This window comes from Pseudoalteromonas sp. SR41-4 (genome assembly GCF_014163985.1).
Classification (GTDB): domain Bacteria; phylum Pseudomonadota; class Gammaproteobacteria; order Enterobacterales; family Alteromonadaceae; genus Pseudoalteromonas; species Pseudoalteromonas rhizosphaerae.
Map to the genome: position 1 here is coordinate 18568 of NZ_JACJEI010000026.1, position 25627 is coordinate 44194.

The window sequence follows — 25627 nt, forward strand, 5'->3', positions numbered from 1 at the left end:
TAGCTAATGACAGCGCAATTTGAACATATTTCCGTACTAATGGACGAAACCATCGAAGGTCTAGCAATTAAGCCAGACGGTATTTATATGGATGGTACATTTGGCCGAGGCGGACATTCTGGACAAATCTTGGCGCGCCTTGGTGAATATGGTCGATTACAAGCTATTGACCAAGATCCACAAGCGATCAAGTCTGCCGAAAAGTTTGCCGATGATAGTCGTTTTGCCATTGCCCATACTCGCTTTTCTAATTTATACGAAGTGGCAGAGCAAAACGATCTATTAGGAAAAGTAGATGGCATTTTATTAGATATCGGTGTGTCATCACCACAACTAGATGATGCCGAGCGTGGTTTTAGCTTTATGAAAGATGGCCCGCTTGATATGCGCATGGATCCTACCAGCGGCCGCAGTGCTGCGCAGTGGTTAGCTGAAGCCGAGCTGGAGGAGATTGTTCATGTGATCAAAACTTATGGCGAAGAAAAATTTGGTCGTCGTATTGCACATAAAGTGCTTGAAGTGCGAGCACATACGCCGATTACAACAACTAAGCAACTAGCTGATTTAGTTGACGAAGCAGTGCCAGTAAAAGACAAATTCAAACATCCTGCGACGCGTACTTTCCAAGCTATTCGTATTTATATCAACAGTGAATTGGAAGAGATTCAAACGGCATTACAAGCTGCGCTGGGTGTACTAAAGCCCGGTGGTCGGTTAGTGGTGATTTCGTTTCATTCACTAGAAGATCGTATTGTTAAACAGTTTATTAAAAAACAGAGTAAGGGAGTGGCATTACCCAGAGGTCTGCCTTTAACTGATGCACAAATAAATAAAAATCTGACGTTAAAGGCAGTGGGTAAAGCTATTAAGCCAAGCCAAGCTGAAGTTGACCGTAACCCACGTTCACGCAGTTCAGTACTTAGGGTGGCACAGAGGTTGGGATGAAGCCTAAAGCGAATCATCGACAACCCAATTTATTTTTAGAAATAATCAAAGGCCTAGGAGCTAATAAGCTAACCTCGGCCTTGTTGGTTGTGATATTCGCATCAAGTTTGAGTGTGGTGCAGGTCACTCACTTTGCTCGCCAAGAGCTGATTGAGCAAGATCAGTTGTTACAACAGCGAGATGAACTCGATTTAGAATGGCGTTACCTATTAGTTGAAGAAGAGTTTTATTCGCAACATGCACGCATTGAAGAAATTGCTATCGAGCAACTTCAGATGAAACGGTCCACAAGCCAAGACGAACAGGTGATAGTACTACCATGAGAAGTAGAGGGAAAAAACCAGTTAATAGTTTGATCACATGGCGTTTTATGCTGGTGTGCTCTGTAGTGCTGCTGGTTTTTGTTACTTTAGTTTCTCGTGCTGCTTATTTACAAGTTATCGAGCCTGATAAAGCCCGTTCAGAAAGTAATAAACGTACTGTGCGCGTGGAAAAGTTGCATGTGCAACGCGGGATGATTTTTGACCGTCATGGTAAAGAACTTGCAGTTAGTGTGCCTGTGGTAAGCGTGTATGCGGATCCTAAAGCATTGCATAAATCATTGCGTGCTAAAGTGCTCAAGCAAGCGCGTAAAAATGGCGAAGATGAGAATGCTCTTGCAGAAAATACCGCGCTACTTGAACAGCGTATTGCGTTGTACTACAAAAATGATTTGCGTTGGCGTGAACTTGCCGACGTACTGCGTATTGAACCGAAAACAATCAACGGTCGCTTGCGGGATGATGCCAGTCGCCGCTTTGTTTATTTAAAACGCCAAGTAACCCCTGCCGTTGCCAATTATATTGGCGACTTACGTCTGCCTGGTATTCATCTATTAGATGAATCAAAACGCTATTATCCTGCCGGAGAAGTTACCGCACATGTGCTTGGTTTTACTAATATTGATGGCAAAGGTATCGAAGGCATAGAGAAGCTTTACGAAAACGCATTAACTGGCGTTGAAGGTCGTCGCACAATTCGCAAAGATGCACAGGGTCGTGAAGTTGAAGTGCTTGATGAACGTGAACGGATCGAGCCTGAAAGTATTCATTTAAGTATTGATCAACGCATTCAAGCGATTGCTTATAAAGCAGTAAAATCAGCAGTTCTAACCTACAAAGCAACGTCTGGCTCTGCGATGGTGGTCGATGTGAAAACTGGTGAAGTGTTAGCGATGGTTAACAGCCCGTCTTTTAATCCAAATAATTTAAATGATGCAGCCCCGCATAAACGCCGAAATCGAGCGATCACGGATTTGTTCGAACCAGGTTCAACCGTTAAGCCTCTAGCCATATTAGCTGGGTTAGACTACGGCTCAATCCAACCGGATGATAAAATTGATACTTACCCAGGCTGGATGCGCATTGGTGGTACGTTAGTTACAGACTCGCGTAACCATGGTGAAATGACCTTACGTGAAATTTTAAAGTACTCCAGTAACATGGGGGTGACAAAAATAACGCAAGATGTACCGAAGGATTACTTTGTTGGCTTGTTCCAAAAGGTTGGCTTTGGTTCAGATACAGGCACCGGCATGGTTGGTGAAAGTAGTGGCTTGTTTTATCCGAATCGACGTTGGTCTGACCATGAAATTGCAGCACTTTCTTTTGGTTATAACGTTGCTGTAAGCACCGCACAAATGGCGCGTTTTTATGCCATGTTAGGTGCCGGCGGGATCAATAGACCATTGACCATCCTCAAGCAAGATTCAATCCCTGAAGGCGAGCGTGTTTTTCAACAAAAAGATGTTGAAGCGGTTGTGCATATGATGGAAAGCGTTTTTGAAGAAGGTGGTACAGCGAGCCGGGTAAAAGTTGATGGTTATCGTGCTGCGGGTAAAACGGGTACCTCTAAAAAAGCTGCCGCAGGTGGTTATGGTGATGAGTATGTAGGTTACTTTACTGGTATAGCACCTGCGAGTAATCCACGTTTAGCTGTTGTTGTAATGATCAATGAGCCCGGTGGAGATGTTTATTATGGCGGTGCAACTGCAGGACCAGTGTTTGCAGAAATAATCTCCAATGCGTTAAGAATTTTAAACGTGGCACCAGACAAAGGCTCGGTTGCCTACGTGAAGGGCATAGATGATGATGCATGATTTAAAAATAATTTTACAACAAATAGAAGTAGCAGCAACAAGCTTATTAGTAAGGCACTTACGTTTAGATAGTCGAGATGTAACCCCTGGGGATGTCTTTGTAGCAATTAAAGGTCATCAATTAGATGGCGGACAATTTATAGATAAAGCGATTGCAAATGGTGCTGTCGCAGTAATTGCTGATCGTTTATGTGAGTTTGAATGTGATTTTGAGCCGCTTTATTTAATTTCCGATTTGAATAAGAAATTGCCCGCATTAGCGAGTCATTTTTATCAGCAACCAAGTAAACAATTAGATGTGGTAGGTGTTACTGGCACCAATGGTAAATCAACTACCACTGCGATGATTGCTCATTTAGCTAAGTTTTGCGACACCCAATCAGCGATTATCGGTACGCTTGGGTATGGGCAACCAGAAAGTTTAACTGAGTTAATCAATACCACACCGTCTTGTGTTGATTTACAAAGAATATTAGCGCAACTTGCCACTGACAATAACAAACTGGTGGCGATGGAAGTGTCATCACATGGTTTGGTACAGCAGCGTGTTGCGAAAACGCACTTTAAAGCTGCTGTGTTTACTAATTTATCGCGCGATCATTTAGATTACCACGGTGATATGGCCAGTTATGCCGATGCAAAGTTAATGCTAATGCGAGATTTTGACGCGCAGCTGGTGGTACTAAATCAAGATGATAACCAAGTAGAGCAATGGTTAGAACAATACGATTTTAATAACTTAGTGTGTTATGGCCATAAAAACTTGCAGCCAAAAGGTGCTAAGTTTGTATACTTCACTGATGTTTCTTACCATAAAACCGGTATATCGGCACAGTTGACGACAAGTTGGGGTGATATTGCTATTACCTGTCCGCTGTTTGGCGAATTTAATTTATATAATTTAGCGGCTGCAATCGCAACTTTACTTGGTTTAGGTTACCCATTAGATCAACTGGCAGCGGGTTGTGCAAGCTTGCAACCAGTTGCTGGACGCATGCAAGCATTTAGCGCGCCAAACCAACCAACCTGTATTGTTGATTATGCTCACACGCCAGATGCGTTAGCTTTAGCATTGCAAGCATTGCAACAACATGTGCCCGGTGGCGTAAGTTGTGTATTTGGTTGCGGCGGAGACCGTGATAAAGGCAAGCGACCAATGATGGCCCAAGCGGCTGAGCAAAATGCTGATAAAGTAATTATTACTAGTGATAACCCGCGTAGCGAAGATCCATGGCAGATCATTAAAGATGTTGCTGCTGGTTTAAGCCAGCCTGACCGTGCGCACTTAGAAGCTGACCGTGCTCATGCTATTGCCTTTGCAATAGATAACGCAAATGCCAATGACGTAGTGCTTATTGCAGGTAAAGGCCATGAAGATTATCAAATAATTGGTACGCAACGGATAGATTTTTGCGATCGTAAATTTGTCCAGCAGCACTTACAACAAAAGCAAAAGCTAGACCCACAAGAACAACAAATAAGAGGATCGCAGTTATGATCCCAATGGATTTTGATTGGCTAGCAAATGTGTTAGCAACTGATTATCAAGGTGATAATCAAACAGTAAAAAATATTAATACCGATACTCGCACCGTATGCGAAGGAGAAGTATTTTTAGCCCTACAAGGCCCTAATTTTGATGGCCATCAATTTTTACAACAAGCGAAAGACAAAGGCGTAATAGCCGCTATTGTAAGTCAAAAAGTTGCCGTTGATATTCCTCAGTTTTTAGTTACGGATACGCGTATTGCGCTAGGCGAAATTGGTGCTGCGGTAATGGCCAGTGTGGCACCAAAAACTATCGCAATTACAGGCAGTGTCGGTAAAACCACAGTAAAAGAAATGTGCGCAGCTATTTTAGCTCCTCACGGTGAAGTACTGTCGACCAAAGGTAATTTTAATAATGATATTGGCGTCCCATTAACCTTGTTACGCCTAGAACCGCAGCACAAATATGCGGTGATTGAGCTTGGCGCTAACCATATTGGTGAAATTGCCTACACCACGGCGATGACTAAGCCAGATGTTGCCGTTGTTTGTAATGTGGCAGCTGCGCATATTGAGGGTTTTGGCTCTCTTGCGGGTGTAGCAACGGCTAAAAGTGAAATTTACGATGGTTTGAAAGAGCATGGCATTGCGCTAGTTAACTGTGACAGCGAATTCAGTGATGGTTGGCTTACTAAGTTACAAGGGCGCAGTGTAAAACGTTTTTCAAGCACTGAACAACTAGATATTTGGGCAGAAGAAGTCAGTCTCGATGAACAAGCTCATGCTTCTTTTTATATTTGTACCAAGCAGCAGCGAGTACCCGTTAAGCTTTCATTACCAGGTCGTCACAATGTTACAAACGCCCTTATAGCAGCTGCATTAACCTGTGAATTTGGCGTTAGTCTTGAGGCGGTGGCAATGGCACTAGCAACCATGGCTGAAGTAAAAGGCCGAGTAAACATTATTCAAGTCAATGAAACACTAACCGTGATTGATGACACTTATAATGCCAATGTGCAATCGGTTAAAGCCGCGATTGATTTACTTAGTGATATACAAGGTCAGCGTATTTTAGCGTTAGGTGATATGGGAGAACTTGGTGAAGAAGCTGCGCTTTATCACCAACAAGTTGGCGCCTATGCCAAACAACAAGGTATTGATGAGTTGTATAGCTTAGGTGTATTGAGTCAATACGCCAGTGATGAATTTGCTAAACCACAGCGGCATTTTTCAAGCCGCGAGGAACTGTTGCAACAATTACAAGCACAGTTAACTGACTTAGCACAAAAAACCACCATAGTCGTGAAGGGATCACGCAGTTCTCGCATGGAATTATTAGTACAAGATTTAGTTAACAGCCAGCAAACTGGCCGCAATGGAGTATCTCAATGTTAGTTTGGCTGGCTGAGTATTTAACACAATATTACAGTGCATTTAATGTGTTCTCGTATTTAACCGTTCGCGCTGTATTTGGTATTTTAACGGCATTATTAATTTCATTGTATTTTGGGCCTAAGTTGATCCGTGCTTTGCAAAGAATGCAAATTGGTCAAGTAGTTCGTAACGATGGCCCTGAGTCGCATTTATCGAAAAAGGGCACCCCAACCATGGGAGGCTTGTTAATTTTAGCGTCTATTTTTACCAGTACTTTACTGTGGGCTGATTTAGCGAATAAATATGTATGGGCTACCTTGTTTGTGATCGGCTCATTGGGAATTGTTGGCTTTGTTGATGATTACCGTAAAGTGATCCGCAAAGATCCAAAAGGGTTAATTGCTAAATGGAAGTATTTTTGGCAGTCAGTGATTGCCTTAGTGGTTGCCTGCGCATTATTTTTTACTGCTAATCATGCCAACGAAACATCATTAGTAGTGCCGTTTTTTAAAGATGTATTACCGCAACTAGGTTTGTTTTACATAGTTATGACTTACTTTGTAGTGGTGGGTACGTCAAATGCTGTGAATCTGACCGATGGCTTGGATGGTCTGGCCATTGTACCGACTATTTTAGTGGCAGCAGCATTGGCTATTATCGCTTACTTAACAGGTAACGTGAATTTCTCAGCTTACTTGCATATTCCACATTTACCATTGGCCAGTGAGTTGGTTGTGGTATGTACCGCCATTGTTGGTGCCGGATTAGGCTTTTTATGGTTTAACACTTACCCAGCACAAGTATTTATGGGTGATGTTGGTTCATTAGCGCTTGGTGGAGCATTGGGTATTATTGCTGTATTAGTTCGCCAAGAGTTAATTTTAATCATTATGGGCGGTGTATTTGTGATGGAAGCACTGTCGGTTATCTTGCAAGTTGGCTCTTATAAATTACGTGGCCAACGGATTTTTAGAATGGCACCAATCCACCATCATTACGAATTAAAAGGCTGGCCTGAGCCACGAGTTATCGTGCGTTTTTGGATAATTTCTATCGTGCTAGTGTTAGCTGGCCTAGTAACATTAAAGATCAGGTAAATGACGTATTTAAACGAGATGAAAAACAAACATATTACAGTGCTCGGACTCGGTGTAACCGGTCTGGGCATTGTGCGTTTTTTATTATCTCAAGGTTTAACGCCTAATGTAGTTGATAGTCGCCAATCACCGCCCGGTTGTGATTGGTTACAACAACATGCGCCAAATTTAACGACGCAGTTTGGTGATTTGGCAACTGCACAGCTTGAAAGCGCTGATATGATCATCATCAGCCCCGGTTTAAGTTTAACACTTCCAGCAGTTGCACAAGCAATGCAAGCGGGTGTTGAAGTGATTGGTGATATTGAGTTATTTGCTCGTTTAACAGACAAGCCGGTGGTGGCTGTAACAGGCTCTAACGGTAAATCGACTGTCGTTACGTTGGCTTATGAAGTATTGAAAACGGCTGGCTATAAAGTCGGACTTGGCGGAAATATTGGTACTGCCGCACTGGATTTATTAGCTGATGATTTTGATGTTTACGTATTAGAGCTATCGAGTTTTCAGCTCGATACGATGCAAAGCTTAAAACCGGTTAGCGCTACGGTACTTAATGTGTCGGAAGATCATTTAGACCGTTACCCGAGCTACCAAGCCTATATTGATTCAAAACAAACGATTTATGCTAATGCCGCGCTGGCTATAGTAAATAAGACTGACCCAGCAACGTATACAAAAACAATGCCGCAATTAAGCTTTGGCTTAGAAAATGCGGATTATTGTTTAATGACGTATCAAGGTGACAGTTACTTTAGTTATCAAGGCAAAGCTCTATTGCCTGTTAGTAGCTTGGCCGTAGTTGGTCGTCATAATCGGCTAAATGCGTTAGCGGTTATGGCATTATTGAGCCCATTCGATATCAGTGCTAGTCAGTTTGCACAAGCTTTTAGCCAATTTACTGGCTTGGCGCATCGTTGTCAGTTTGTTGCCGAGCAAGCGGGGGTTAAATATTTTAATGACTCTAAAGCTACGAATGTCGGGGCCACCATTGCGGCGATAGAAAGTTTAGCCGATCAGGCCAAGCAACTAGTGGTGATTGCCGGAGGCGATGCCAAAGGCGCCGATCTCGATAGCTTAAAGCCGTATTTACAACAGCAAGTTAAAGCGCTTATTTGTTTTGGTAAAGATGCCAAAGCACTGGTTGCGTTGACTGACAAAGGCCACTTAACAGAAAATATGCAGCAAGCGGTGATGCTTGCCAAGCAACTTGCCACTGCGGGCGATATTGTGTTGCTTGCACCTGCATGTGCCAGTATTGATATGTATAACAATTATATGCAACGTGGTGAGCACTTTAGTCAATGCGTATTAGCGGAGGCAGTATGATTGCTTTAGCTAATATTCGTGACACCCTGACTCCTAAGCCTTCGGCGCAGTTATACGATGTGCCACTGTTATATTGTGTGATCATGCTAATTGGCTTGGGGTTTGTGATGGTGACGAGTGCGTCGATGCCGACCGCTGATCGCTTATTTAACAATCCCTATCATATTATTATTCGCCACAGCATGTTTTTGGCGATGGGCTTTGTGCTGTTTTGGATCACCTGTTGTGTACCAATGACTTGGTGGAAACGCTCGAATCCTTACTTATTACTGTTTGGCATGGCGCTACTGATAGTGGTGTTAATCGTTGGACGTGAAGTGAATGGCGCAAAACGTTGGATCCCAGTAGGTCCGGTGGGCTTTCAGGTCGCTGAAGCGGCTAAATTATTCTTTTTCAGTTATATCGCCGGTTACTTAGTGCGTAAACGTGAGGAAGTTCAAGAAAACATCAAAGGCTTTGCTAAGCCAATCGCGGTGTTTGCAGTTTACGCATTGTTGATTTTATTACAGCCCGATTTAGGCACTGTGGTGGTGATGTTTGTAACTACCGTAGGCTTATTGTTCTTAGCTGGGGCTAAGTTATGGCAGTTTTTTGCCTTGATATTAACAGGCGTAGGCTTAGTCGTATTGCTCATTATTGTTGAGCCATATCGGATGGCGCGGGTGGTCGGTTTTCTAGAGCCATGGGATGACCCATTTGGTAAAGGCTACCAGTTAGTACAATCGCTGATGGCATATAGCCAAGGTGGTTGGTTTGGCCAAGGTTTAGGTAATAGTGTGCAAAAATTGCAGTATTTACCTGAGGCCCATAATGACTTTATTTTTGCGGTGATTGGCGAAGAGTTAGGTTTTATCGGTATCGTCAGTATTTTAATGGTGTTTGGTACTTTGGTGTTTAGAGCACTGTTAATTGGTCAGCAAGCACTTAAATGTGGCAAAGAATATGAAGGTTACTTTGCATTCGCAATAGGTATTTGGTTTGCATTTCAAACCATGGTTAATGTGGGGGCGAGTGCCGGTATTTTGCCAACCAAAGGTTTAACCTTGCCGTTTGTATCTTATGGTGGCTCAAGTTTACTTATCATGACTATTGCGGCAGGTATTTTATTACGCGTGGATTTTGAAACCAAAATGGCCACTAAACAAGCAACATCCGGTGGAGGCAAGCGATGAATAAAAAATTAGTCGTTGTTGCTGGCGGTACTGGCGGGCATATTTTTCCCGGCATAGCTGTGGCTGATCACTTAAGGCAACAAGGTTGGCAAGTGAGTTGGATTGGCACTGCTGATCGAATGGAAGCGCAGGTTGTACCAAAGCATAATATTGAGATTGATTTTATTAATGTTAAAGGTGTACGTGGCAATGGCCTTGCACGTTTAGTCAAAGCCCCTTTTATGGTGATTAATGCCATATTACAAGCACGCAAAGTATTGAAAAAACAACAACCTGATGTTGTGTTAGCAATGGGCGGCTATGTTACTGGGCCGACTGGCATTGCCGCAAAAAGCTTAGGTATACCACTGGTGATCCATGAGCAAAATGCAGTTGCCGGTATGAGTAATAAGTACTTAGCCAAGTTTGCCAATAAAGTGTTGGCTGCATTTCCGCAAGCATTTGCCTCTGGATACAGTGACGTGGTTGGTAATCCGGTACGAGCCAGCGTAGCAAATGTGGCAATGCGGGAAGTATCAAGTCCGGTTAATGTGTTGGTCGTTGGTGGCTCGTTAGGTGCGCAGGTGCTAAACCAAACTTTGCCAGCAGCATTTAAACAGCTCAGTGAAGAGTTTCAGATCAATACATGGCATCAAACCGGTAAAGGTCATTTAAGCTCAGTAACACAGGCATATCAGCAGCAAGGTTTTAGTGCTGAACAAGCTAAGGTGGCTGAGTTTATTGATGATATGGATACGGCTTATGGCTGGGCAGATATTGTAATTTGCCGCGCGGGGGCGTTAACCGTAAGTGAGATTGCTGCTGCAGGAAAAATGGCCGTGTTTGTGCCGTTTCCGCATGCGGTTGACGATCATCAAACTGCGAATGCAAAATTTTTAGTTGATGGCAATGCGGCATTATTAATGCCACAGGGGCAGTTCAATCAACACAGTATTGTTGAACTATTACGCCCGTATTTAGCCAAACCAGCATTAATCAGTGAACTTGCAGGCAATGCTAAGCAATTGGCGACACTAGAAGCTACTGCCAATGTCGCATGGCATTGTATGGATGCCGCAGGTGTCCCCTTGTCAGCGCTGCAAGTAACAGAAAAAAGAGATAATTAAGTGAAACAAATGTCAACACACAAGAGCACTCGCCCGGCAATGCGCCGAATTAGCACTATCCACTTTATTGGTATTGGTGGCGCAGGAATGGGCGGTATTGCCGAAGTACTCGCATTTGAAGGATATCGTATTACAGGCTCTGATATTGCCCATAGTGCAATGACCGAACGTTTGATCCAAGCTGGCGCTGAAGTGTTTATTGGCCATCATCAAAGTAATGTTAAAGATGCCAATGTAGTGGTGGTTTCAAGTGCAATTGATGAAACTAACCCTGAGATTATTGCAGCTAAGGCGGCACGTATTCCGGTTGTGCGCCGTGCCGAGATGTTGGCCGAGCTAATGCGCTTTCGCCACGGTATTGCTATCGCTGGCACTCATGGTAAAACCACCACCACTAGTTTGATCGCGAGTATTTATGCTCAAGCAGGGCTGGATCCAACCTTTATTATTGGTGGTTTACTTAATAGTGCGGGTAGTAACGCAAAAGTCGGTAAAAGTGATTTTTTAATTGCTGAAGCTGATGAGAGTGATGCGTCATTCTTGCATTTGCAACCTATGGTATCGGTGATCACTAATATTGAAGAAGATCACATGGATACCTACGGCGGTAGCTTAGAAAAAATGAAAGACACTTATGTGGATTTCATTCATAACCTGCCTTTTTATGGCCTTGCTGTGGTGTGTATCGATTCAGAAGTGGCAGCTGAGCTTATTCCGCGATTTGGCCGTCCTGTGATCACTTATGGTGAATCGAGCGACGCCGATTACCGCATGACTGATTTTAGCCAAACGGCAAATACCAGTCAGTTTAAAGTGCGCACTAAGCAAGGTGATGAATTAACTGTGCATTTAAATATGCCAGGTAAACATAATGCATTGAACGCTACTGCAGCGATTGCTGTTGCAAAAGATCAACAAATAGCTGATCACGCGATTTTAGAAGCATTGCAACAGTTTGAAGGTATCGGACGTCGTTTCCAGCATTATGGCGATTTTGAAAACGAACGTGGCAAAGTAATGCTGGTGGATGATTATGGTCATCACCCTTCAGAAGTTGCAGCGACTATAGCGGCAATTCGCCAAGGCTGGCCTGATAAACGCTTAGTAATGATTTATCAACCACATCGCTTTACTCGTACTCGTGATTTATATGAAGACTTTGTAAAAGTGTTAGCCGATGTTGATCAGTTATTATTGCTTGATGTATACGGCGCTGGTGAAGAGCCAATTATTGGCGCAGACAGTAAAAGTTTATGTCGCAGCTTACGTCAACGCGGTAAAGAACCACTGCATGTTGCAAGTAGCTCTGAACTAGCTGGAGTATTAGCTGATACGTTACAAGATAATGATTTAGTTATAACCCAAGGTGCTGGTAATATTGGTCAATTAGTAAAAAAACTCGCGGCGACATCGCTGTCGATTGAGCAACTTAAGCAGGTAAAGGTATGACGCAATTAAACACACAGTTTGGCAAAGTGGCAGTGTTGTTTGGTGGACACTCAGCTGAGCGCGAAGTATCACTAAAATCAGGCCAAGCGGTATTGAACGCATTACAAAATGCGGGCGTTGATGCCATTGGCTTTGATCCAAAAGAGCAACCGTTATGGCAATTAAAAGAACTCGGCATTGAACGAGTATTTATCGCCCTGCATGGTCGCGGTGGTGAAGACGGTACTATTCAAGGTGCACTTGAGTTTATGGGGTTGCCATACACTGGCAGTAACGTATTAGGCTCAGCATTGGCGATGGATAAAATACGTTGTAAGCATTTATTTAAATCTGCGGGCTTGAGCACTGCGCCTTATGCGGTGGTGGATAGCAAACGTGGTTTTGATGCGACAGCGATAATGAATGAACTGAAAAAAGTGATGGTAAAACCGTCGCACGAAGGTTCTAGCATTGGTATGGCGCAAGCAAATAATGCGCAAGAGCTTGAAGCTGCTTTAGCCGAAGCGTTTAAGTTTGACAGCCAAGTACTGGTTGAGCAGTGGATAACAGGGCGCGAATTTACAATCACTGTACTAGGCGATGAGGTACAGCCAGTAATTGAAATGACCACCCCAAATGGTTTTTATGATTACCAAGCAAAGTATCAGTCAAATACCACGCAATATCATTGCCCAGCAGACTTATCAGCTAGCGATACCACGCATTTACAAGCAATGGCTTTAGCGGCATTTGAGCTAGTGGGTGCCAGTGGTTGGGGCCGTGTTGATGCAATGCAAGATGCAGACGGTAACTTTTATTTGTTAGAAGTAAACACAGTACCAGGAATGACTGAAAAATCGTTAGTGCCAATGGCTGCTAAAGCAAATGGTGCAAGCTTTGAGCAATTAGTTGTTCGCATTTTGGAGCAAACGCTTTAATATGCATCCCTTTTTGGAAAAAGCGCAACAATTAAAACAGCAACTCAATTGGTCGTTAATCTTTGGTGTGAGCTTTTTCCTTATTGTAGTTTTTAGCTTAGTACAAATAACCAGCGGCGTTAGACAGTGGTTGGTGAAAAATAAAGATGCGCAGATAAAGCATTTAGCGGTGTTGGGGAAACCTCAATATACGGACGAAAAAGCGATTATTGGCGCGATTAAAAAAGCTGACTTATCGAGTTTTTTTGATTTAGATGTTAAACATGTTCAACATTTGGTTCAAGAGCTGCCATGGGTTGCTACTGCATCGGTACGCAAGCAGTGGCCAGATACATTACAAGTGTATGTGGTAGAGCATCAGGCCGTCGCAGTGTGGAACAGTGATTTATTACTTAACCAAAGCGGTGAAGTGTTTCAAGCTAGCAGTGCGAAGCTCAGTGACGAGCTGCCACAACTTTATGGCCCTGAGGGCAGTGAATTTGAAGCATGGGGAGCTTTCAAGCAGTTTGATGAAATGCTTAAGGTTAATAATTTAAAGTTAACCAGCCTGGCATTGTCAGAGCGATTTTCATGGCAGTTATGGCTCGATAACGGTATTCGCCTTAAATTAGGGCGTAAAGAAAAAGCTAAACGGGTACAACGGTTTATAGATGTTTACCCGCGGATGGAAAAACGTGCAGATGCACAAGTAGATGTAGTGGATTTACGGTATGATACCGGCCTTGCGGTGAGCTGGAAGCTCCTGGAAGAAGCGCAATTACAAAATAAGAGTAAGGCATGACTAAGTCAGCAGAAAGAAACCTAGTGATTGGATTAGACGTTGGCACCTCAAAAGTGGTGGCCACGGTTGGTGAAATCACCGCAGATAACAAACTCAGCATTGTTGGGGTTGGCAGCCAAGTGTCCCATGGTATGGATAAAGGCGGCGTAAACGACCTTAACTTGGTGTCGGAGTCTATTCGTCGTGCAATCGATGAAGCTGAACTTATGGCTGATTGCCGTATTAGCTCCGTGTATTTGGGGATCTCAGGTAAACATATTCAGTGCCAAAACGAAAGTGGTGTTGTGGCAATTAATAACACTGAAGTGACTGATGAAGACATTGAAAATGTTATTCATATTGCGCGCTCTGTGCCTATTTCAGCCGAACGTAAAATGCTGCATGCACTGCCGCAAGAATATAGTATCGATATGCAAGAAGGGATTAAAAACCCGCGTGGTATGAGTGGTGTACGAATGGAAGCCCGTGCTCACATCATAACTTGCTCAAACGATATGGCGAAAAATATTGAAAAATGTGTTGAGCGTTGTGGTCTTGAAGTTGACCAACTGATTTTCACCGCATTAGCGTCGTGTTATTCGGTATTAACCGATGACGAAAAAGAGCTCGGTGTTGCGGTACTTGATATCGGTGGCGGTACGATGGATATCACTATTTATATCAATGGTGCGTTGCGCCACTCTGCAGTTATTCCTGTAGCGGGCAACCAAGTTACTGGCGATATTGCAAAAATATTTCGTACACCGATATCCCATGCTGAATCACTCAAGGTACAATATGCCTGTGCAAGTAGCCAAATGGCCAGCAGCGAAGAAACTATTGAAGTGCCTAGTGTAGGCGGACGACCAGCGCGGTTAATGTCGCGTCATACCTTATCTGAGGTGGTTGAGCCACGTTTTAGAGAATTATTTGAATTAGCGATGGAAGAAATTCATCGTTCAGGATTAGCAGACCAAATTGCAGCAGGACTCGTCATTACTGGCGGTAGTGCTAAAATGGCTGGCGCGATGGAAGTGGCTGAAGACATTTTCCAGATGCCAGTGAGAATAGGCAAACCTATAGGGATAGTTGGTTTGACAGATTATGTAGATGACCCTTCATATGCAACGGCGGTTGGCTTATTACAATATGGCCGCACAATGCAATCGATGAATGCACAAAAATCGAAACCTGAAGGCGATAATAATTGGTGGAACCGCATAACGAAGTGGTTTCAAGGCGAGTTTTAATACTCAAGTCGGAGAGTAAACATGTTTGATATAATGGAACAACACAGCGAAGAAGCTGTTATAAAAGTAATAGGCGTGGGCGGCGGCGGCGGTAACGCTGTTGAGCACATGGTTAAGCAACAAATTGAAGGCGTGCGTTTTATTGCCGCTAATACGGATGCTCAGGCATTACGTAACTCATCAGCAGATATTACGGTGCAACTAGGTACTCAGATCACGTCTGGGCTAGGTGCGGGTGCAAACCCTGATGTAGGTCGTAAATCAGCAGAAGAAGACGCCGATACTATTCGTGCCAGCCTTGAAGGTGCTGATATGGTATTTATCGCAGCGGGTATGGGCGGTGGTACTGGCACAGGTGCTGCGCCTGTGGTTGCCAAAATTGCTAAAGAGTTAGGTATTTTAACGGTTGCTGTAGTGACACGTCCGTTTGACTTTGAAGGTAAAAAGCGCGCAGCAGCGGCTGAACAAGGTATTAACGAATTGTCAGAAATTGTAGATTCACTTATTACAATTCCTAACAATAAATTGCTTAAAGTTTTAGGCAAAGGGACTACACTATTAGACGCATTCGCTAAAGCTAATGATGTATTATTTGGTGCCGTGCAAGGTATTGCGGAACTAATTACTCGTTCTGGTTTGATTAACGTGGATTTCGCCGACGTACGTACAGTAATGTCAGCCATGGGTACTGCGATGATGGGCACAGCGTCTGCATCGGGTCCTGATCGTGCGCAAGAAGCTGCAGAAGCTGCAATCTCAAGCCCACTGCTTGAAGACGTTGATTTAACTGGCGCGAAAGGCATCCTAGTTAACATCACTGCAGGTATGGATATCGCAATTGAAGAGTTTGAAATTGTTGGTAATCACGTTAAAGCATTAGCATCTGAAAATGCGACTGTGGTGGTTGGTGCGGTTATTGACCCTGAAATGACTGATGAACTACGTGTAACTGTAGTCGCTACAGGTTTAGGCGGCGATCGTCGTCCACAGTTTGGTATTGTCGATAACGGCTTTAAAAAAGCGTCAGGTTCTGATGTTAGCAGTTCAACAAACCAAACTAGCAGTATGTATGTACCAAGCTTTGCAAGCCAAGGTAGTGGCGATGAAATGACTGCTGCTCCAGCGATTGAAAAGCATGAATCGAGCAAGACAACGCAAAGCAATAGTGGTTTATCTAAAACTAATGATAGCGGTAAAAAGTCTAATAAATCAGAAGGTGGCGATTATTTCGACATCCCTGCATTTTTAAGAAAACAAGCAGATTAAGCAAAAAGGTAATTGTTTTTGTTTAAAAAGCGAACGAATTTGGCAGCTGGTCGTATATGTGATATAATCGGCGGTCTAACTGTAACTATAAGTGAGCGAAGCTATGATTAAACAGCGTACCATTGCAGAGATAGTCAAAGCCATAGGAATTGGACTTCACAAAGGTGAGAAGGTCACTATTACTCTCCGACCTGCGAGCGCAAATACTGGGATAGTATTTCGTCGTGTCGACCTTGATCCGGTTGTTGATTTTGAAACAACACCTGAAGCCGTTGGCGATACGCAATTATGTACCTGTTTAACTAATAAAGATGGCGTTCGCTTATCTACGACTGAGCACCTTATTGCTGCGGTAGCGGCAATGGGTATCGATAATTTGATCGTTGAATTAGATAGCTCAGAAGTACCAATAATGGATGGTAGTGCATTACCATTCATTTATTTGTTACAAAAAGGCGGCATTGCAGAGCAGAATGCGGCTAAGCGCTTTATTCGTATTAAAGAAAAAGTACGTATTGAAGAAGGTGATAAATGGGCCGAGATTGAACCATATGATGGTTTTCATATCGACTTTGAAATTGCTTTCGATCATCCGGCAATCAATGAAAGCCGCCAACGTATCGGTTTAGATATTACGGCACAAAGCTTTACGGAAGAAATCAGCCGCGCACGTACTTTTGGCTTTATGAAAGACATTGAATATATGCATGCTAATAACCTAGCTTTAGGTGGCAGCATGGATAACGCCGTGGTATTGGATGAGTTTAAAGTGCTTAATCCTAACGGTCTGCGTTATAGCGATGAGTTTGTTAAGCATAAGATTCTAGACTGTGTTGGTGACATGTTTATGACAGGCCACAACATTTTAGGAAAAATTACAGCTTATAAATCAGGCCATGACCTGAACAATAAGTTACTTCGTAAAATTATGGCGACTGAGTCAGCATGGGAATGGGCAACATTTGATACCCCAGTATACATGCCAGCACCAGGTTTAGAAGTAGCCACAGCTTAATCGCAAACGCTTAAAACAGTTATAAAAAATGACGCTATCTAGCGTCATTTTTTTGTTTAAATATTGCGGTTTAGTTTTTTAATGTTATACCAATCGTGTTAAGTTACTGACCATTTATAGCGACAGATAAATGGAGTGATAACAAGGCGTAAATTTTGACATGTAGTTGTTCTACTTAAAAAATTATAACGCAGTTAGCGCTTTATTTAGCTCGCTAGAATGGTTAAATATTTAAGTCGATTGGTATTAAACCTTTTTACAATCCTAACAGCTGTTGTAACTGTACCAGCTCAGTCACTTGGTATGTTGGTTCAATGCCTTCTGGCAGAACTGTGTTGGGATGCTGTAGCCAGCAGGTATCAATCCCGACATTTTGGCCACCTAAGATATCACTGCTTGCGGTATCACCGACCATTAAGATCTGTTCTTTTGGTGGATTACCTAACAGTTCAAAAGTGTGATAAAAAATTTCTGCGGCTGGTTTTGCAATTCCCACTTGCTCAGAGATAACTAAACAATCAAACATCTCTTTTAATCCGGTATGCTCTAAGCGGCGTGCTTGTAGCTGGGTAAAACCATTAGTGATAATGCCTAATTTAGCATGCGGTTTTAGTTTATTTAGCAGTTCAATAGCACCAGGTAATGGTTCGCAGATCTCAGCCATGGCAGTTAAAAAATCATCATTAAGCTGTTGAGCTGGAACATTGAGCTTATTAGCCCACTCACTAAATCGAGTGACTTGTAGGTGAGTAGCGGAAATAGTATTGTTTTGATACTCAAGCCACAACGGTTTATTTGTTGCTTGATAATGACTGTAATCAGCGTCATTAAAATCAACGCCATAAACTGCAAACATTCTTTTTAAGCCTGCATAGGCATTAAAGCTAAATAAGGTTTCGTCGGCATCAAATAAAACATGGGTGTACTTCATTAAACTTCCTTAGAGTAAAGCGCGGGATGAAGAAAAGGCGCCATAGCGAGTGTCAGCGCTTGCGTATAGGTACTTTCTCGGGTGGCATGATGATTAGTTAATAAACCAATAGCACCGCCTTGCTGTTTGATATTGGTAGTATTAAATGCGTTATCCATTACATCGCCAAGTTCTTTGCCTTGCAATAACGCATTATACAGGCTTGGGGGTAAAGGAAGGTTACTACTACGACCGATAGCACGTTGTTGGTTATCAGCAACGACTACAAATGCAAAGGTAGCGGGGCCGTAGCTAAATTGCTCAGCACCACCTTCCATTGCAACATAAAAATCAGCTTGGTAATGCTGTTGGCAATACAAGACACGATTTTGTGCGCCTATTCGTGTTTCATCTTCACCTATTGGCTGATCAGGTACTTGTGAAGGTGCATCAACTCCTTGACAATCAATCGTCATATCAGGGTAATAGAGAGAGAAAATACTGCGGGCAGCATTTATTTTTACCGGATTTTTGGAACCGACGAGAATGCGTAATGGCTCTGTCATGCTGATATCTCCTTTTATGATGAAGTCAGCAGTTTACATAAGCTATGTATTTCAGCAAGCGTATTTCTTAAATAGGCAAATCAACGGGGGCTAATTCGGCAAGCGCACGCTTTTTAAGGATAATATCTTTGATAAGTGGGGTTAATACTAACTCCATAGCGAGTCCCATTTTTCCACCAGGGACCACTAAGGTGTTGATCCTCGACATAAAGCTGCCTTCTATCATACGTAGGTAATACGGAAAATCGACGTCATCTATGCCACGAAAACGAATAACTACAAAGCTTTCATCAAGGGACGGAATATCTTTTGCGCTAAATGGGTTTGAGGTGTCAACGGTTGGCACGCGCTGAAAGTTTATGTGAGTTCGTGAGAACTGTGGCGTAATGTGATTAATGTAATCATCCATACTGCGGACAATTGAGCCCATAACAGCTTCGCGAGAGTGACCACGTTCAGAGGTGTCGCGGATTAACTTTTGGATCCACTCAAGGTTAATGATAGGCACCATACCAATTAGTAAATCAACATGCTTAGCTACATCATGATCTTCATCGACAACACCGCCATGCAGTCCTTCGTAGAATAAAATATCGGTACTGCTTTCCAGTTCTTGCCACGGAGTAAAGGTACCTGGTAGTTGATTGTATGGCACGGCTTCGTCAAAGGTATGCAAATAACGACGTAATTTACCTGCTCCAGTATCGCCATAGGTGCTGAACAAACCTTCAAGGGCTGCAAAGTCATTAGCTTCACGACCAAAGTAACTAATGTGTTTACCTTCTTGCTGCGCTTCGCGAACTTTTTTATCCATCTCAGGACGAGTATAGCGATGAAAACTGTCGCCCTCTATAAATGCGGCCTCAATATTAAGACTACGAAATATATGCTTAATAGCACTTGTCGTGGTGGTAGTACCCGCACCAGATGAACCAGTGATCGCAATAATAGGATGTTTAGCTGACATAATTTTTCTCGTTTTAAGTAGCTCTGTAGTTATAAGGCGTAGTAAGGGGGTAGGTCAAGTGACATATCAATAACAGACTTGGGAATAACTATAAAATAGCGCTATTATAAGGGCGATAAAAATAATTAGAGAATGATATGAAATTGACTTTACCTTGGCTAAGTTTTGTTGCCACCCTTGCAGTTACCCCTAATAGCGTTTTAGCTGCGATGCCAAAAAGCGAAATTTTACTTGCTAAACTTAACACAGAATATGGGTTACAAGTAAGCCGTATCACTAATAATGATGTTTATAATAATCAGCCTTTACTTACCAAAGGTGGTATTTATTTTACCCAAGAAGTGCAAAGTGATGGGCAAAGTCAAACAGATCTAGCTTTTTATGATTTTACCAATAAGCAAGTAACTAATTTAACAAATACTGCTGTAAGTGAATACTCGCCGACTTTAACACCTAATGGTAAGGCACTGTCAGCTATCGTAGTTGAGGCGGATGGTAAGCAAAAGTTATGGCAATATCCGTTTGACGATAATGTTAAACCAAGTCGTATTTTTGAGTGGATAGAACCAGTTGGTTATCATGCCTGGGGCGCCAAAAATGATATGGTGATGTTTATTTTAGGCGAACCACATACTTTACAATATACTCAGGTTGCTGCAGCGAAGCCAAAAGTGGTTGCTGAGCATATTGGCCGTACGTTGACATTTAACCATGCATTAGCTGCCTATACATTTAGTTATAGCAAAGCGCAGCAGCACTGGTTAGCAAGTTATGATCCGCAAGAAAATACCGTCACTGACCTCTTTCGTTTACCGCAGACGGTACAAGATTACGCATTTAAAGACGCTAATACGGTCATTTATGCGGTCGATAATCGTGTTTACCAGCGCCAGCTAAATAGCCCTGAACAGGTCTCGCTATGGCTTGATTTAACGCCTTTCTGTGACACCAATATTACCCGTATGAGCTACTTAAATGATCAACTCGCTTTTGTATGCGTTAAATAACTATAATATAAAACTTTGCAGGTTCTTGGCTGTGCTGTAGTTTACAGCTAAGAGCTTAATGAAAATCAAGGATATCCATGTCAGCTAGTCCAGAGCAAATCAACGAGCAACTTATTGCATTAGAGTGCCGTAGTAATTTTAGAATTAAGAATATCACTGAATATATGTTACCTAAGTCCAAAGAAGCAATTTATCTGCATATAGAAGGTGGCCAAGCTAAGCTTGTGCTTCGTCCTGCACTGGAAGTCTTTAGTGATGACTTTAATAAAATAGCAGGCGTTAACCGCATTAGCGGTTTTTTTCATAGTAGTGAAATGACACGGTTTCCAACGCGTATTTTTAAAAGCACGAATCCAATCCATTATGGAATTGGTTTTAAAATGACCAGCGTTGAAGGAGCAAAAGAGTTTATTTCTCAGCTAGTAAAAATTATCAATGGATAAATAACGCTGTTGATAAAAAACGGCAAGCCAATGGCTTGCCGTACAAATTAACGTTTTAAGAAACTATTAACTGAAGCTAGTTCACGTTCTTTAAGTGCAATACAATTATTTACGCTTTCTTCAAGCTTGCTTAAGGTACGGGCATAACCTGGCTCATCAGCAATTTTGCTCATAAAGAAAGTTTGCGTTTTTGCTAAGCTGCTGGCGCTACAACCTGAGGTGGTAAAGTTAGGCAGGTTAGGTACGAAGAAAGGTGGCAAGTTTGCAACTACCTTATCGTAATTCGCGTATATCCATTCAATAAACAAAGCTTCACGGGCTTTCGTGTAAGCCTGTCCTGACATAATCGTACGCATGTCAGATGCAGTGACATCGTCAGTTAAGCTGTAATTTAATACTTTAGTTTGTAGCTCTGGCGTGCCAAAGTAACTCATAGCCGCTAGCATTTTTGTACGCACTTGCGGATCTTTGGTAGTTTTAAAGGTATTTATATACGCATCGAGTAGGTTTTTATCACCATGGAATGCGGCTAAGTTTAAGTAGATTGACGCAAGGTACGGATCAACTTTTTCTGGGTTATTTAAGTAAACACGGGCTTGTGCCTTGGCGGTATTGATCACACTTTGATCTTCACCATCAAAACCTAAACGTGCAACTACTTGAGTACGTAATTGCGAGATTGCAGCATCTTCATTTACTTTTGCAGTTAAACCATACTGTTTAGCTGCAGGCATGATGCTTTTACGAATAAATTCAGGCCACAGGTCTTGGTTGCTTTCATCTTCAAAGGTACGCTTTTGTGCGGCTAAATAACCCAAAGCGGTATTAGCAACGCGTGGGTGTTTGTCGCTTACAAAAACTTCTAGTGTTTGCATTAAATGTGCAGCAGAAATAACACCAGCATCTAGTAATGCATCAGCGGCAGACAATAACGCTAAACGTTCTCGTACTGTCAATGACTGTGCGGCGTTATCAATCAATGCAGCAAATTGTTTGTCATCCATCACCCAGCGGTAATAACCTAAAGCGCCTTGATCAGGATAAATCCACTCAGGTTCAAATTCAAGTTCAACAGTTTGATTGGCTTTAGTTAGTAATATATTGGCAGTTTTAACTTTATCGCCAGCACCGTATTTTATTGCAACTGGCACATTCCAAAGCTGTGCAGGAGCATCAACGCCCGCGTTAGTAAAGCGGCTTTGATTAATGGTAATCGTTTTACCTTGCTGAGTTACTTTGATCAGTGGGAATGAAGATTGTTCGATAAACGATTTTAAAACCGCTGCCACATCTTTATTTGATGCTTTACCAAGGGCTTGCCATAAGTCGGCTGCTTCGGCGTTTTTATACGAGAACTCTTTTAAATAAGCACGAATACCCTGCTGGAAAGCCTCTTCGCCAATCCAGTTTTCAACCATAGCTAATACCGAGCTGCCTTTGCTATAAGCTAAGCCTAGGCCGTCCATAATATCGGCTTCGGTTTTGATTGGTTTACGAATTGGCTTAGTACTTAAACGAGCATCTAACGCCATAACGTTATTTTGCGGCAGGTCTAAATGTGATTCAAATTCAGGGTTAAGCTGGGCTGTGATTTTAGCAGCCATCCAGCTTGCAAACGCTTCATTTAGCCATAAGTCATTCCACCATTTCATGGTTACTAAGTTACCGTACCACTGGTGAGCAAGTTCATGAGCGATGATAGATACATTACGTTGTTTTTTATTGCGAGTCGCTGTAGCCAAATCAAGCAGCAAAATATCTTCACGGTAGGTAACTAAGCCTGCGTTTTCCATGGCACCGAATGGAAACTCTGGAACAGCGACTGAATCTAGTTTTTTATAAACGTAAGGAATACCAAAGTAGCCTTCAAGCGCGGCCAATACTTTTGGCATTGCTTGCTCGGCATATTCACCTAAGTGAATTTTACCTTGTGGCGTGATCACACGACCTGGAATTGGCATGCCTTTGACTTCACGCTCCTCAAATGGACCGACAGCCATGGCCACTAAGTATGAAGGAATTGGCGGTGTTTTATCAAAAAAGTGAGTGGTCATATCGCCATTAACGGTCGTTTTTAACTCAGGTGTATTGGCATACACTTTTTGAGAGCTAGGTGCTGTAATCGTTAATTGGAATGGAATTTTATAACTTGGTTCATCAAATACAGGGAATGCGCGGCGGGCATCGCTCATTTCAAATTGGGTAAATAAATACGGCACACCCTGATCTAAGGTTTTATACAGGCCAACACTTTGGCGATTATAGGGGGCAGTGAAGTCGACTTTAAGCGTGTATTTACCTGGTTGAATTTGCTCATCGCAGCTAAATTTTACTTTACCTGTTTTTAGCATTTCAGCACTTAAGTCACAGTTTTCTGCTCCAAGCAGTTTTGCCATTTGCGTTGCGTAAGCAACACCATTTAGCTCGATATAGTTAGTTGGCTTAAGTACTTCAAGGGCGACTTCGGTCATACCGCTAAAGGTTTCTTGAGCTGGATCAAGCGTTAGAGATACGTGTTGAGAACTTGGTTTTGCGAGCTTTTCTAGGACAAACTCATTAGCATGAGCTGAACTTACTGCAACGGCCACACTGAGTGTGAGTAGGCTTTTAATAAACATAGATATCCCTGATATTTTCTTGTTAGAGTTTTGTGCTCAGTTATCGTAACAGTTTTTAAGCAGTGAGTAATGAGCTAGTTGGTAACAAAGTTTGTCAAATGGTGTGGCGCTGATTAAAGCGGTGCCAATCAATGTGCTGGTTGATCACGCGTATTTGTTGGCAGATCTGATTAAGGGTGATTACATCGCTAAATTCAGTCAATTCATATTCATTAAAACCCAGCAGATAATTAAAAGCATCTTTATTGCCTGCTTGAATTGCATAAATGCGGATTTGCTGCTCAAAATTGAGCCTGAGACTGCTGACAGCGGTTTTCATACCAAGTTGATCGATATTGGGAATATCACACTTTTGTAAGTAGCCGGCACGCTCTCCTTCACCAGAGAACCAAATGCGAACTTTCTCGCTATAGCGACCTGACTTAGATGGTAAGTCAAACAATAGGCGATTGTGTCCTTGTTGTTTAACTGCTGCGATATACTCGTTTAAGCCAGCATCAAAAAGTGCTTGATGGATAGGCACAATACGGGCTTTTATTTTACCGTGGGTCTGGAAATGAAAACAAAGGATCTGTTGATGTTCAACAATATCGCACAGTTGTAAATGGCCAATTTCATCACTGTAAGCTCCGCTGTAATAAGCGATTAAAGGGAGCCAAAAATGCCAGTGTTTCGGCTGTTCGCGAGGTAAGCGTTGATCACCATATATATAGCCATGGTAAAGCGTATGTAATTCCATAGCGGAAAAAGGGCGGCGACCAAGATGGGACTTCAACGTAATACCCTGAAAGTAAAGATTTGCGCTAGTTTATAGCAAATAAACCAGCGCAGTAAAGCAATGTTAAATAATGCTTATTCGCTTAGTGCGCGTGCTAATCCAACCGGCTCGATTTCAACACATACTTGGTCGTCATTCCAGTTTAGGCCAACCAGTGCGTCATCTTCTTTTAGATCTTCAACCCAGTCATCTAAAAACTCATCCAAGGTGATTTGCAGTGGGCTGTAATCGGCCCATTCTTCTTTACACTGGGCTTTTGCTGTTGCTTCACTTTCCCACAATAGTAGTACATCGGTGTTTTCAAATTGGTTAGAGTCACAAACCACAAAACCGCCATCTTCAGCACCTAGCGCCCAGATTTGTTCACTTTGACGTACTTTTTCAACAAAACTAACTAGTTCTGATTCAATTTCGATATCACTCATGTGTTTACCCTTAAATGTTAATTACGTGGATCGGTTTGCTGCACTGCCTGTTGCTGAGCAAATGAATAATAGAAATTCATTAACTCGGTATGTGCCGTTAGATCCGTTAACTCGCGGAAGCAAATCCAATCAAGTAAGCAGTATAAACTGATGCACAGGTATTCACAGCTTTTAAATTCTGCATCTGCAAAATGGTTATTTAAATAGCTTAATGTTTCAGCAATGCGTTCATTTTGTAGATTAAAAAATAATTTATCATCCTGTGTATCGAATCCTGAACGCTGACAAAGTAATAGCTCAACCAGCGAATCATTGCATGCATTAATGATTGTTAGTAGGTGCTCTTGTTGCCAATTCAGACGAGTTTGACTGTGTTGTTCGAGCAAAAAGCGGATGATGTTATTTGAATCAGCTAAAGTTTGCTGCTTAGTGATTAGCACTGGAATTTTTCGGGCTGGATTATTTTGTATCATCAGCTGACGATCAGTGTCTGAAAAAATATCTAAGTTGATAAACTCAAGACTACATTGATTTAACAGTGCCCAAATACGAATGCGGCGTACAAATGGCGAGGTTGTTGAGCCTAATAGTTGCATGTGCTTTCCTTTGGA

At 42.4% G+C, this 25627-nt stretch carries 24 protein-coding genes; 17 read left to right on the forward strand and 7 right to left on the reverse strand.

Going from position 1 to position 25627, the window contains the following annotated elements:
- Positions 1–6: 6 nt before the first annotated feature.
- From rsmH to lpxC, 15 genes are all read left to right on the forward strand, one after another.
- Positions 7–945, forward strand: coding sequence for a 16S rRNA (cytosine(1402)-N(4))-methyltransferase RsmH (gene rsmH / locus H5180_RS17635; RefSeq protein ID WP_182758740.1), 939 nt, complete (start codon positions 7–9; stop codon positions 943–945).
- Positions 942–1268, forward strand: a complete 327-nt coding sequence (ftsL, locus tag H5180_RS17640) for a cell division protein FtsL (protein ID WP_145236863.1) — start codon at positions 942–944, stop codon at positions 1266–1268. Before rsmH ends, ftsL begins: the two co-directional genes overlap by 4 nt.
- The gene (locus tag H5180_RS17645; RefSeq protein WP_182731646.1) at positions 1265–3082 is read left to right on the forward strand and encodes a penicillin-binding transpeptidase domain-containing protein; all 1818 of its coding nucleotides are present in this window, start codon (positions 1265–1267) and stop codon (positions 3080–3082) included. Before ftsL ends, H5180_RS17645 begins: the two co-directional genes overlap by 4 nt.
- Positions 3075–4580 carry a UDP-N-acetylmuramoyl-L-alanyl-D-glutamate--2,6-diaminopimelate ligase gene (gene murE, locus H5180_RS17650; protein WP_182758762.1) on the forward strand — a complete coding sequence of 502 codons (1506 nt, stop codon included), beginning with the start codon at positions 3075–3077 and terminating at the stop codon, positions 4578–4580. The genes H5180_RS17645 and murE overlap by 8 nt, the downstream gene beginning before the upstream one ends.
- On the forward strand, positions 4577–5965 hold the full coding sequence (gene murF, locus H5180_RS17655) for a UDP-N-acetylmuramoyl-tripeptide--D-alanyl-D-alanine ligase (RefSeq protein WP_182758741.1): 1389 nt from the start codon (positions 4577–4579) through the stop codon (positions 5963–5965). The genes murE and murF overlap by 4 nt, the downstream gene beginning before the upstream one ends.
- On the forward strand, positions 5959–7041 hold the full coding sequence (gene mraY, locus H5180_RS17660; RefSeq protein WP_145236872.1) for a phospho-N-acetylmuramoyl-pentapeptide-transferase: 1083 nt from the start codon (positions 5959–5961) through the stop codon (positions 7039–7041). Before murF ends, mraY begins: the two co-directional genes overlap by 7 nt.
- Positions 7042–8367: a UDP-N-acetylmuramoyl-L-alanine--D-glutamate ligase gene (gene murD / locus H5180_RS17665; protein ID WP_182758742.1), complete on the forward strand. Its 1326-nt coding sequence runs from the start codon at positions 7042–7044 to the stop codon at positions 8365–8367.
- Entirely contained in the window at positions 8364–9539 is a 1176-nt protein-coding gene (gene ftsW / locus H5180_RS17670) for a cell division protein FtsW (protein ID WP_182718050.1), read from the forward strand. Before murD ends, ftsW begins: the two co-directional genes overlap by 4 nt.
- Positions 9536–10645 (forward strand): undecaprenyldiphospho-muramoylpentapeptide beta-N-acetylglucosaminyltransferase, encoded by a 1110-nt coding sequence (gene murG, locus H5180_RS17675; protein WP_182758743.1) that lies wholly within the window; start codon positions 9536–9538, stop codon positions 10643–10645. The genes ftsW and murG overlap by 4 nt, the downstream gene beginning before the upstream one ends.
- A 9-nt stretch (positions 10646–10654) precedes the next feature.
- On the forward strand, positions 10655–12094 hold the full coding sequence (gene murC, locus H5180_RS17680; RefSeq protein ID WP_259399590.1) for a UDP-N-acetylmuramate--L-alanine ligase: 1440 nt from the start codon (positions 10655–10657) through the stop codon (positions 12092–12094).
- The gene (locus H5180_RS17685) at positions 12091–13011 is read left to right on the forward strand and encodes a D-alanine--D-alanine ligase (protein WP_145236888.1); all 921 of its coding nucleotides are present in this window, start codon (positions 12091–12093) and stop codon (positions 13009–13011) included. Before murC ends, H5180_RS17685 begins: the two co-directional genes overlap by 4 nt.
- A 1-nt stretch (position 13012) precedes the next feature.
- Complete coding sequence (locus H5180_RS17690) at positions 13013–13792, forward strand: cell division protein FtsQ/DivIB (RefSeq protein ID WP_182758745.1); 780 nt, start codon at positions 13013–13015, stop codon at positions 13790–13792.
- Positions 13789–15021, forward strand: a complete 1233-nt coding sequence (ftsA, locus tag H5180_RS17695) for a cell division protein FtsA (protein WP_145236894.1) — start codon at positions 13789–13791, stop codon at positions 15019–15021. Before H5180_RS17690 ends, ftsA begins: the two co-directional genes overlap by 4 nt.
- Before the next feature lie 21 nt (positions 15022–15042).
- On the forward strand, positions 15043–16287 hold the full coding sequence (gene ftsZ, locus H5180_RS17700; RefSeq protein WP_182731641.1) for a cell division protein FtsZ: 1245 nt from the start codon (positions 15043–15045) through the stop codon (positions 16285–16287).
- 103 nt (positions 16288–16390) lie between these two features.
- Entirely contained in the window at positions 16391–17302 is a 912-nt protein-coding gene (gene lpxC / locus H5180_RS17705; protein ID WP_182718054.1) for a UDP-3-O-acyl-N-acetylglucosamine deacetylase, read from the forward strand.
- Positions 17303–17558: 256 nt separating this feature from the next.
- Here lpxC and yjjG read toward each other — a convergent pair whose 3' ends face one another.
- The 3 genes from yjjG to H5180_RS17720 form a co-directional block, all read right to left on the reverse strand.
- Entirely contained in the window at positions 17559–18233 is a 675-nt protein-coding gene (gene yjjG / locus H5180_RS17710; RefSeq protein ID WP_182758746.1) for a pyrimidine 5'-nucleotidase, read from the reverse strand.
- Positions 18233–18778 (reverse strand): inosine/xanthosine triphosphatase, encoded by a 546-nt coding sequence (gene yjjX, locus H5180_RS17715; RefSeq protein ID WP_182731640.1) that lies wholly within the window; start codon positions 18776–18778, stop codon positions 18233–18235. The genes yjjG and yjjX overlap by 1 nt, the downstream gene beginning before the upstream one ends.
- A gap of 67 nt (positions 18779–18845) precedes the next feature.
- Positions 18846–19745, reverse strand: a complete 900-nt coding sequence (locus H5180_RS17720) for a phosphoribulokinase (RefSeq protein WP_145236910.1) — start codon at positions 19743–19745, stop codon at positions 18846–18848.
- A 137-nt stretch (positions 19746–19882) separates the two neighbouring features.
- Between H5180_RS17720 and H5180_RS17725 the strand changes: the two genes are divergently transcribed.
- Both H5180_RS17725 and H5180_RS17730 read left to right on the forward strand, forming a co-directional pair.
- On the forward strand, positions 19883–20752 hold the full coding sequence (locus H5180_RS17725) for a hypothetical protein (RefSeq protein ID WP_182758747.1): 870 nt from the start codon (positions 19883–19885) through the stop codon (positions 20750–20752).
- Positions 20753–20829: 77 nt separating this feature from the next.
- Positions 20830–21195 carry a hypothetical protein gene (locus H5180_RS17730; RefSeq protein WP_145236916.1) on the forward strand — a complete coding sequence of 122 codons (366 nt, stop codon included), beginning with the start codon at positions 20830–20832 and terminating at the stop codon, positions 21193–21195.
- A 47-nt stretch (positions 21196–21242) separates the two neighbouring features.
- Here H5180_RS17730 and H5180_RS17735 read toward each other — a convergent pair whose 3' ends face one another.
- The 4 genes from H5180_RS17735 to H5180_RS17750 all read right to left on the reverse strand — a co-directional run bounded on the left by H5180_RS17735 (position 21243) and on the right by H5180_RS17750 (position 25612).
- Positions 21243–23813: a M1 family metallopeptidase gene (locus tag H5180_RS17735; RefSeq protein ID WP_182758748.1), complete on the reverse strand. Its 2571-nt coding sequence runs from the start codon at positions 23811–23813 to the stop codon at positions 21243–21245.
- A gap of 94 nt (positions 23814–23907) precedes the next feature.
- Entirely contained in the window at positions 23908–24588 is a 681-nt protein-coding gene (locus H5180_RS17740; protein ID WP_182758749.1) for a hypothetical protein, read from the reverse strand.
- Positions 24589–24665: 77 nt separating this feature from the next.
- Entirely contained in the window at positions 24666–25016 is a 351-nt protein-coding gene (locus H5180_RS17745; RefSeq protein ID WP_145236925.1) for a DUF2750 domain-containing protein, read from the reverse strand.
- A 17-nt stretch (positions 25017–25033) separates the two neighbouring features.
- Positions 25034–25612, reverse strand: a complete 579-nt coding sequence (locus tag H5180_RS17750; protein WP_182758750.1) for a glutathione S-transferase family protein — start codon at positions 25610–25612, stop codon at positions 25034–25036.
- Positions 25613–25627 lie beyond the last annotated feature (15 nt).

Coding starts and splice junctions, on each gene's coding strand:
- rsmH (WP_182758740.1), top strand. CDS start 7: ATGACAGCGCAATTTGAACATATTTCCGTACTAATGGACGAAACCATC.
- ftsL (WP_145236863.1), top strand. CDS start 942: ATGAAGCCTAAAGCGAATCATCGACAACCCAATTTATTTTTAGAAATA.
- H5180_RS17645 (WP_182731646.1), top strand. CDS start 1,265: ATGAGAAGTAGAGGGAAAAAACCAGTTAATAGTTTGATCACATGGCGT.
- murE (WP_182758762.1), top strand. CDS start 3,075: ATGCATGATTTAAAAATAATTTTACAACAAATAGAAGTAGCAGCAACA.
- murF (WP_182758741.1), top strand. CDS start 4,577: ATGATCCCAATGGATTTTGATTGGCTAGCAAATGTGTTAGCAACTGAT.
- mraY (WP_145236872.1), top strand. CDS start 5,959: ATGTTAGTTTGGCTGGCTGAGTATTTAACACAATATTACAGTGCATTT.
- murD (WP_182758742.1), top strand. CDS start 7,042: ATGACGTATTTAAACGAGATGAAAAACAAACATATTACAGTGCTCGGA.
- ftsW (WP_182718050.1), top strand. CDS start 8,364: ATGATTGCTTTAGCTAATATTCGTGACACCCTGACTCCTAAGCCTTCG.
- murG (WP_182758743.1), top strand. CDS start 9,536: ATGAATAAAAAATTAGTCGTTGTTGCTGGCGGTACTGGCGGGCATATT.
- murC (WP_259399590.1), top strand. CDS start 10,655: ATGTCAACACACAAGAGCACTCGCCCGGCAATGCGCCGAATTAGCACT.
- H5180_RS17685 (WP_145236888.1), top strand. CDS start 12,091: ATGACGCAATTAAACACACAGTTTGGCAAAGTGGCAGTGTTGTTTGGT.
- H5180_RS17690 (WP_182758745.1), top strand. CDS start 13,013: ATGCATCCCTTTTTGGAAAAAGCGCAACAATTAAAACAGCAACTCAAT.
- ftsA (WP_145236894.1), top strand. CDS start 13,789: ATGACTAAGTCAGCAGAAAGAAACCTAGTGATTGGATTAGACGTTGGC.
- ftsZ (WP_182731641.1), top strand. CDS start 15,043: ATGTTTGATATAATGGAACAACACAGCGAAGAAGCTGTTATAAAAGTA.
- lpxC (WP_182718054.1), top strand. CDS start 16,391: ATGATTAAACAGCGTACCATTGCAGAGATAGTCAAAGCCATAGGAATT.
- yjjG (WP_182758746.1), bottom strand. CDS start 18,233: ATGAAGTACACCCATGTTTTATTTGATGCCGACGAAACCTTATTTAGC.
- yjjX (WP_182731640.1), bottom strand. CDS start 18,778: ATGACAGAGCCATTACGCATTCTCGTCGGTTCCAAAAATCCGGTAAAA.
- H5180_RS17720 (WP_145236910.1), bottom strand. CDS start 19,745: ATGTCAGCTAAACATCCTATTATTGCGATCACTGGTTCATCTGGTGCG.
- H5180_RS17725 (WP_182758747.1), top strand. CDS start 19,883: ATGAAATTGACTTTACCTTGGCTAAGTTTTGTTGCCACCCTTGCAGTT.
- H5180_RS17730 (WP_145236916.1), top strand. CDS start 20,830: ATGTCAGCTAGTCCAGAGCAAATCAACGAGCAACTTATTGCATTAGAG.
- H5180_RS17735 (WP_182758748.1), bottom strand. CDS start 23,813: ATGTTTATTAAAAGCCTACTCACACTCAGTGTGGCCGTTGCAGTAAGT.
- H5180_RS17745 (WP_145236925.1), bottom strand. CDS start 25,016: ATGAGTGATATCGAAATTGAATCAGAACTAGTTAGTTTTGTTGAAAAA.
- H5180_RS17750 (WP_182758750.1), bottom strand. CDS start 25,612: ATGCAACTATTAGGCTCAACAACCTCGCCATTTGTACGCCGCATTCGT.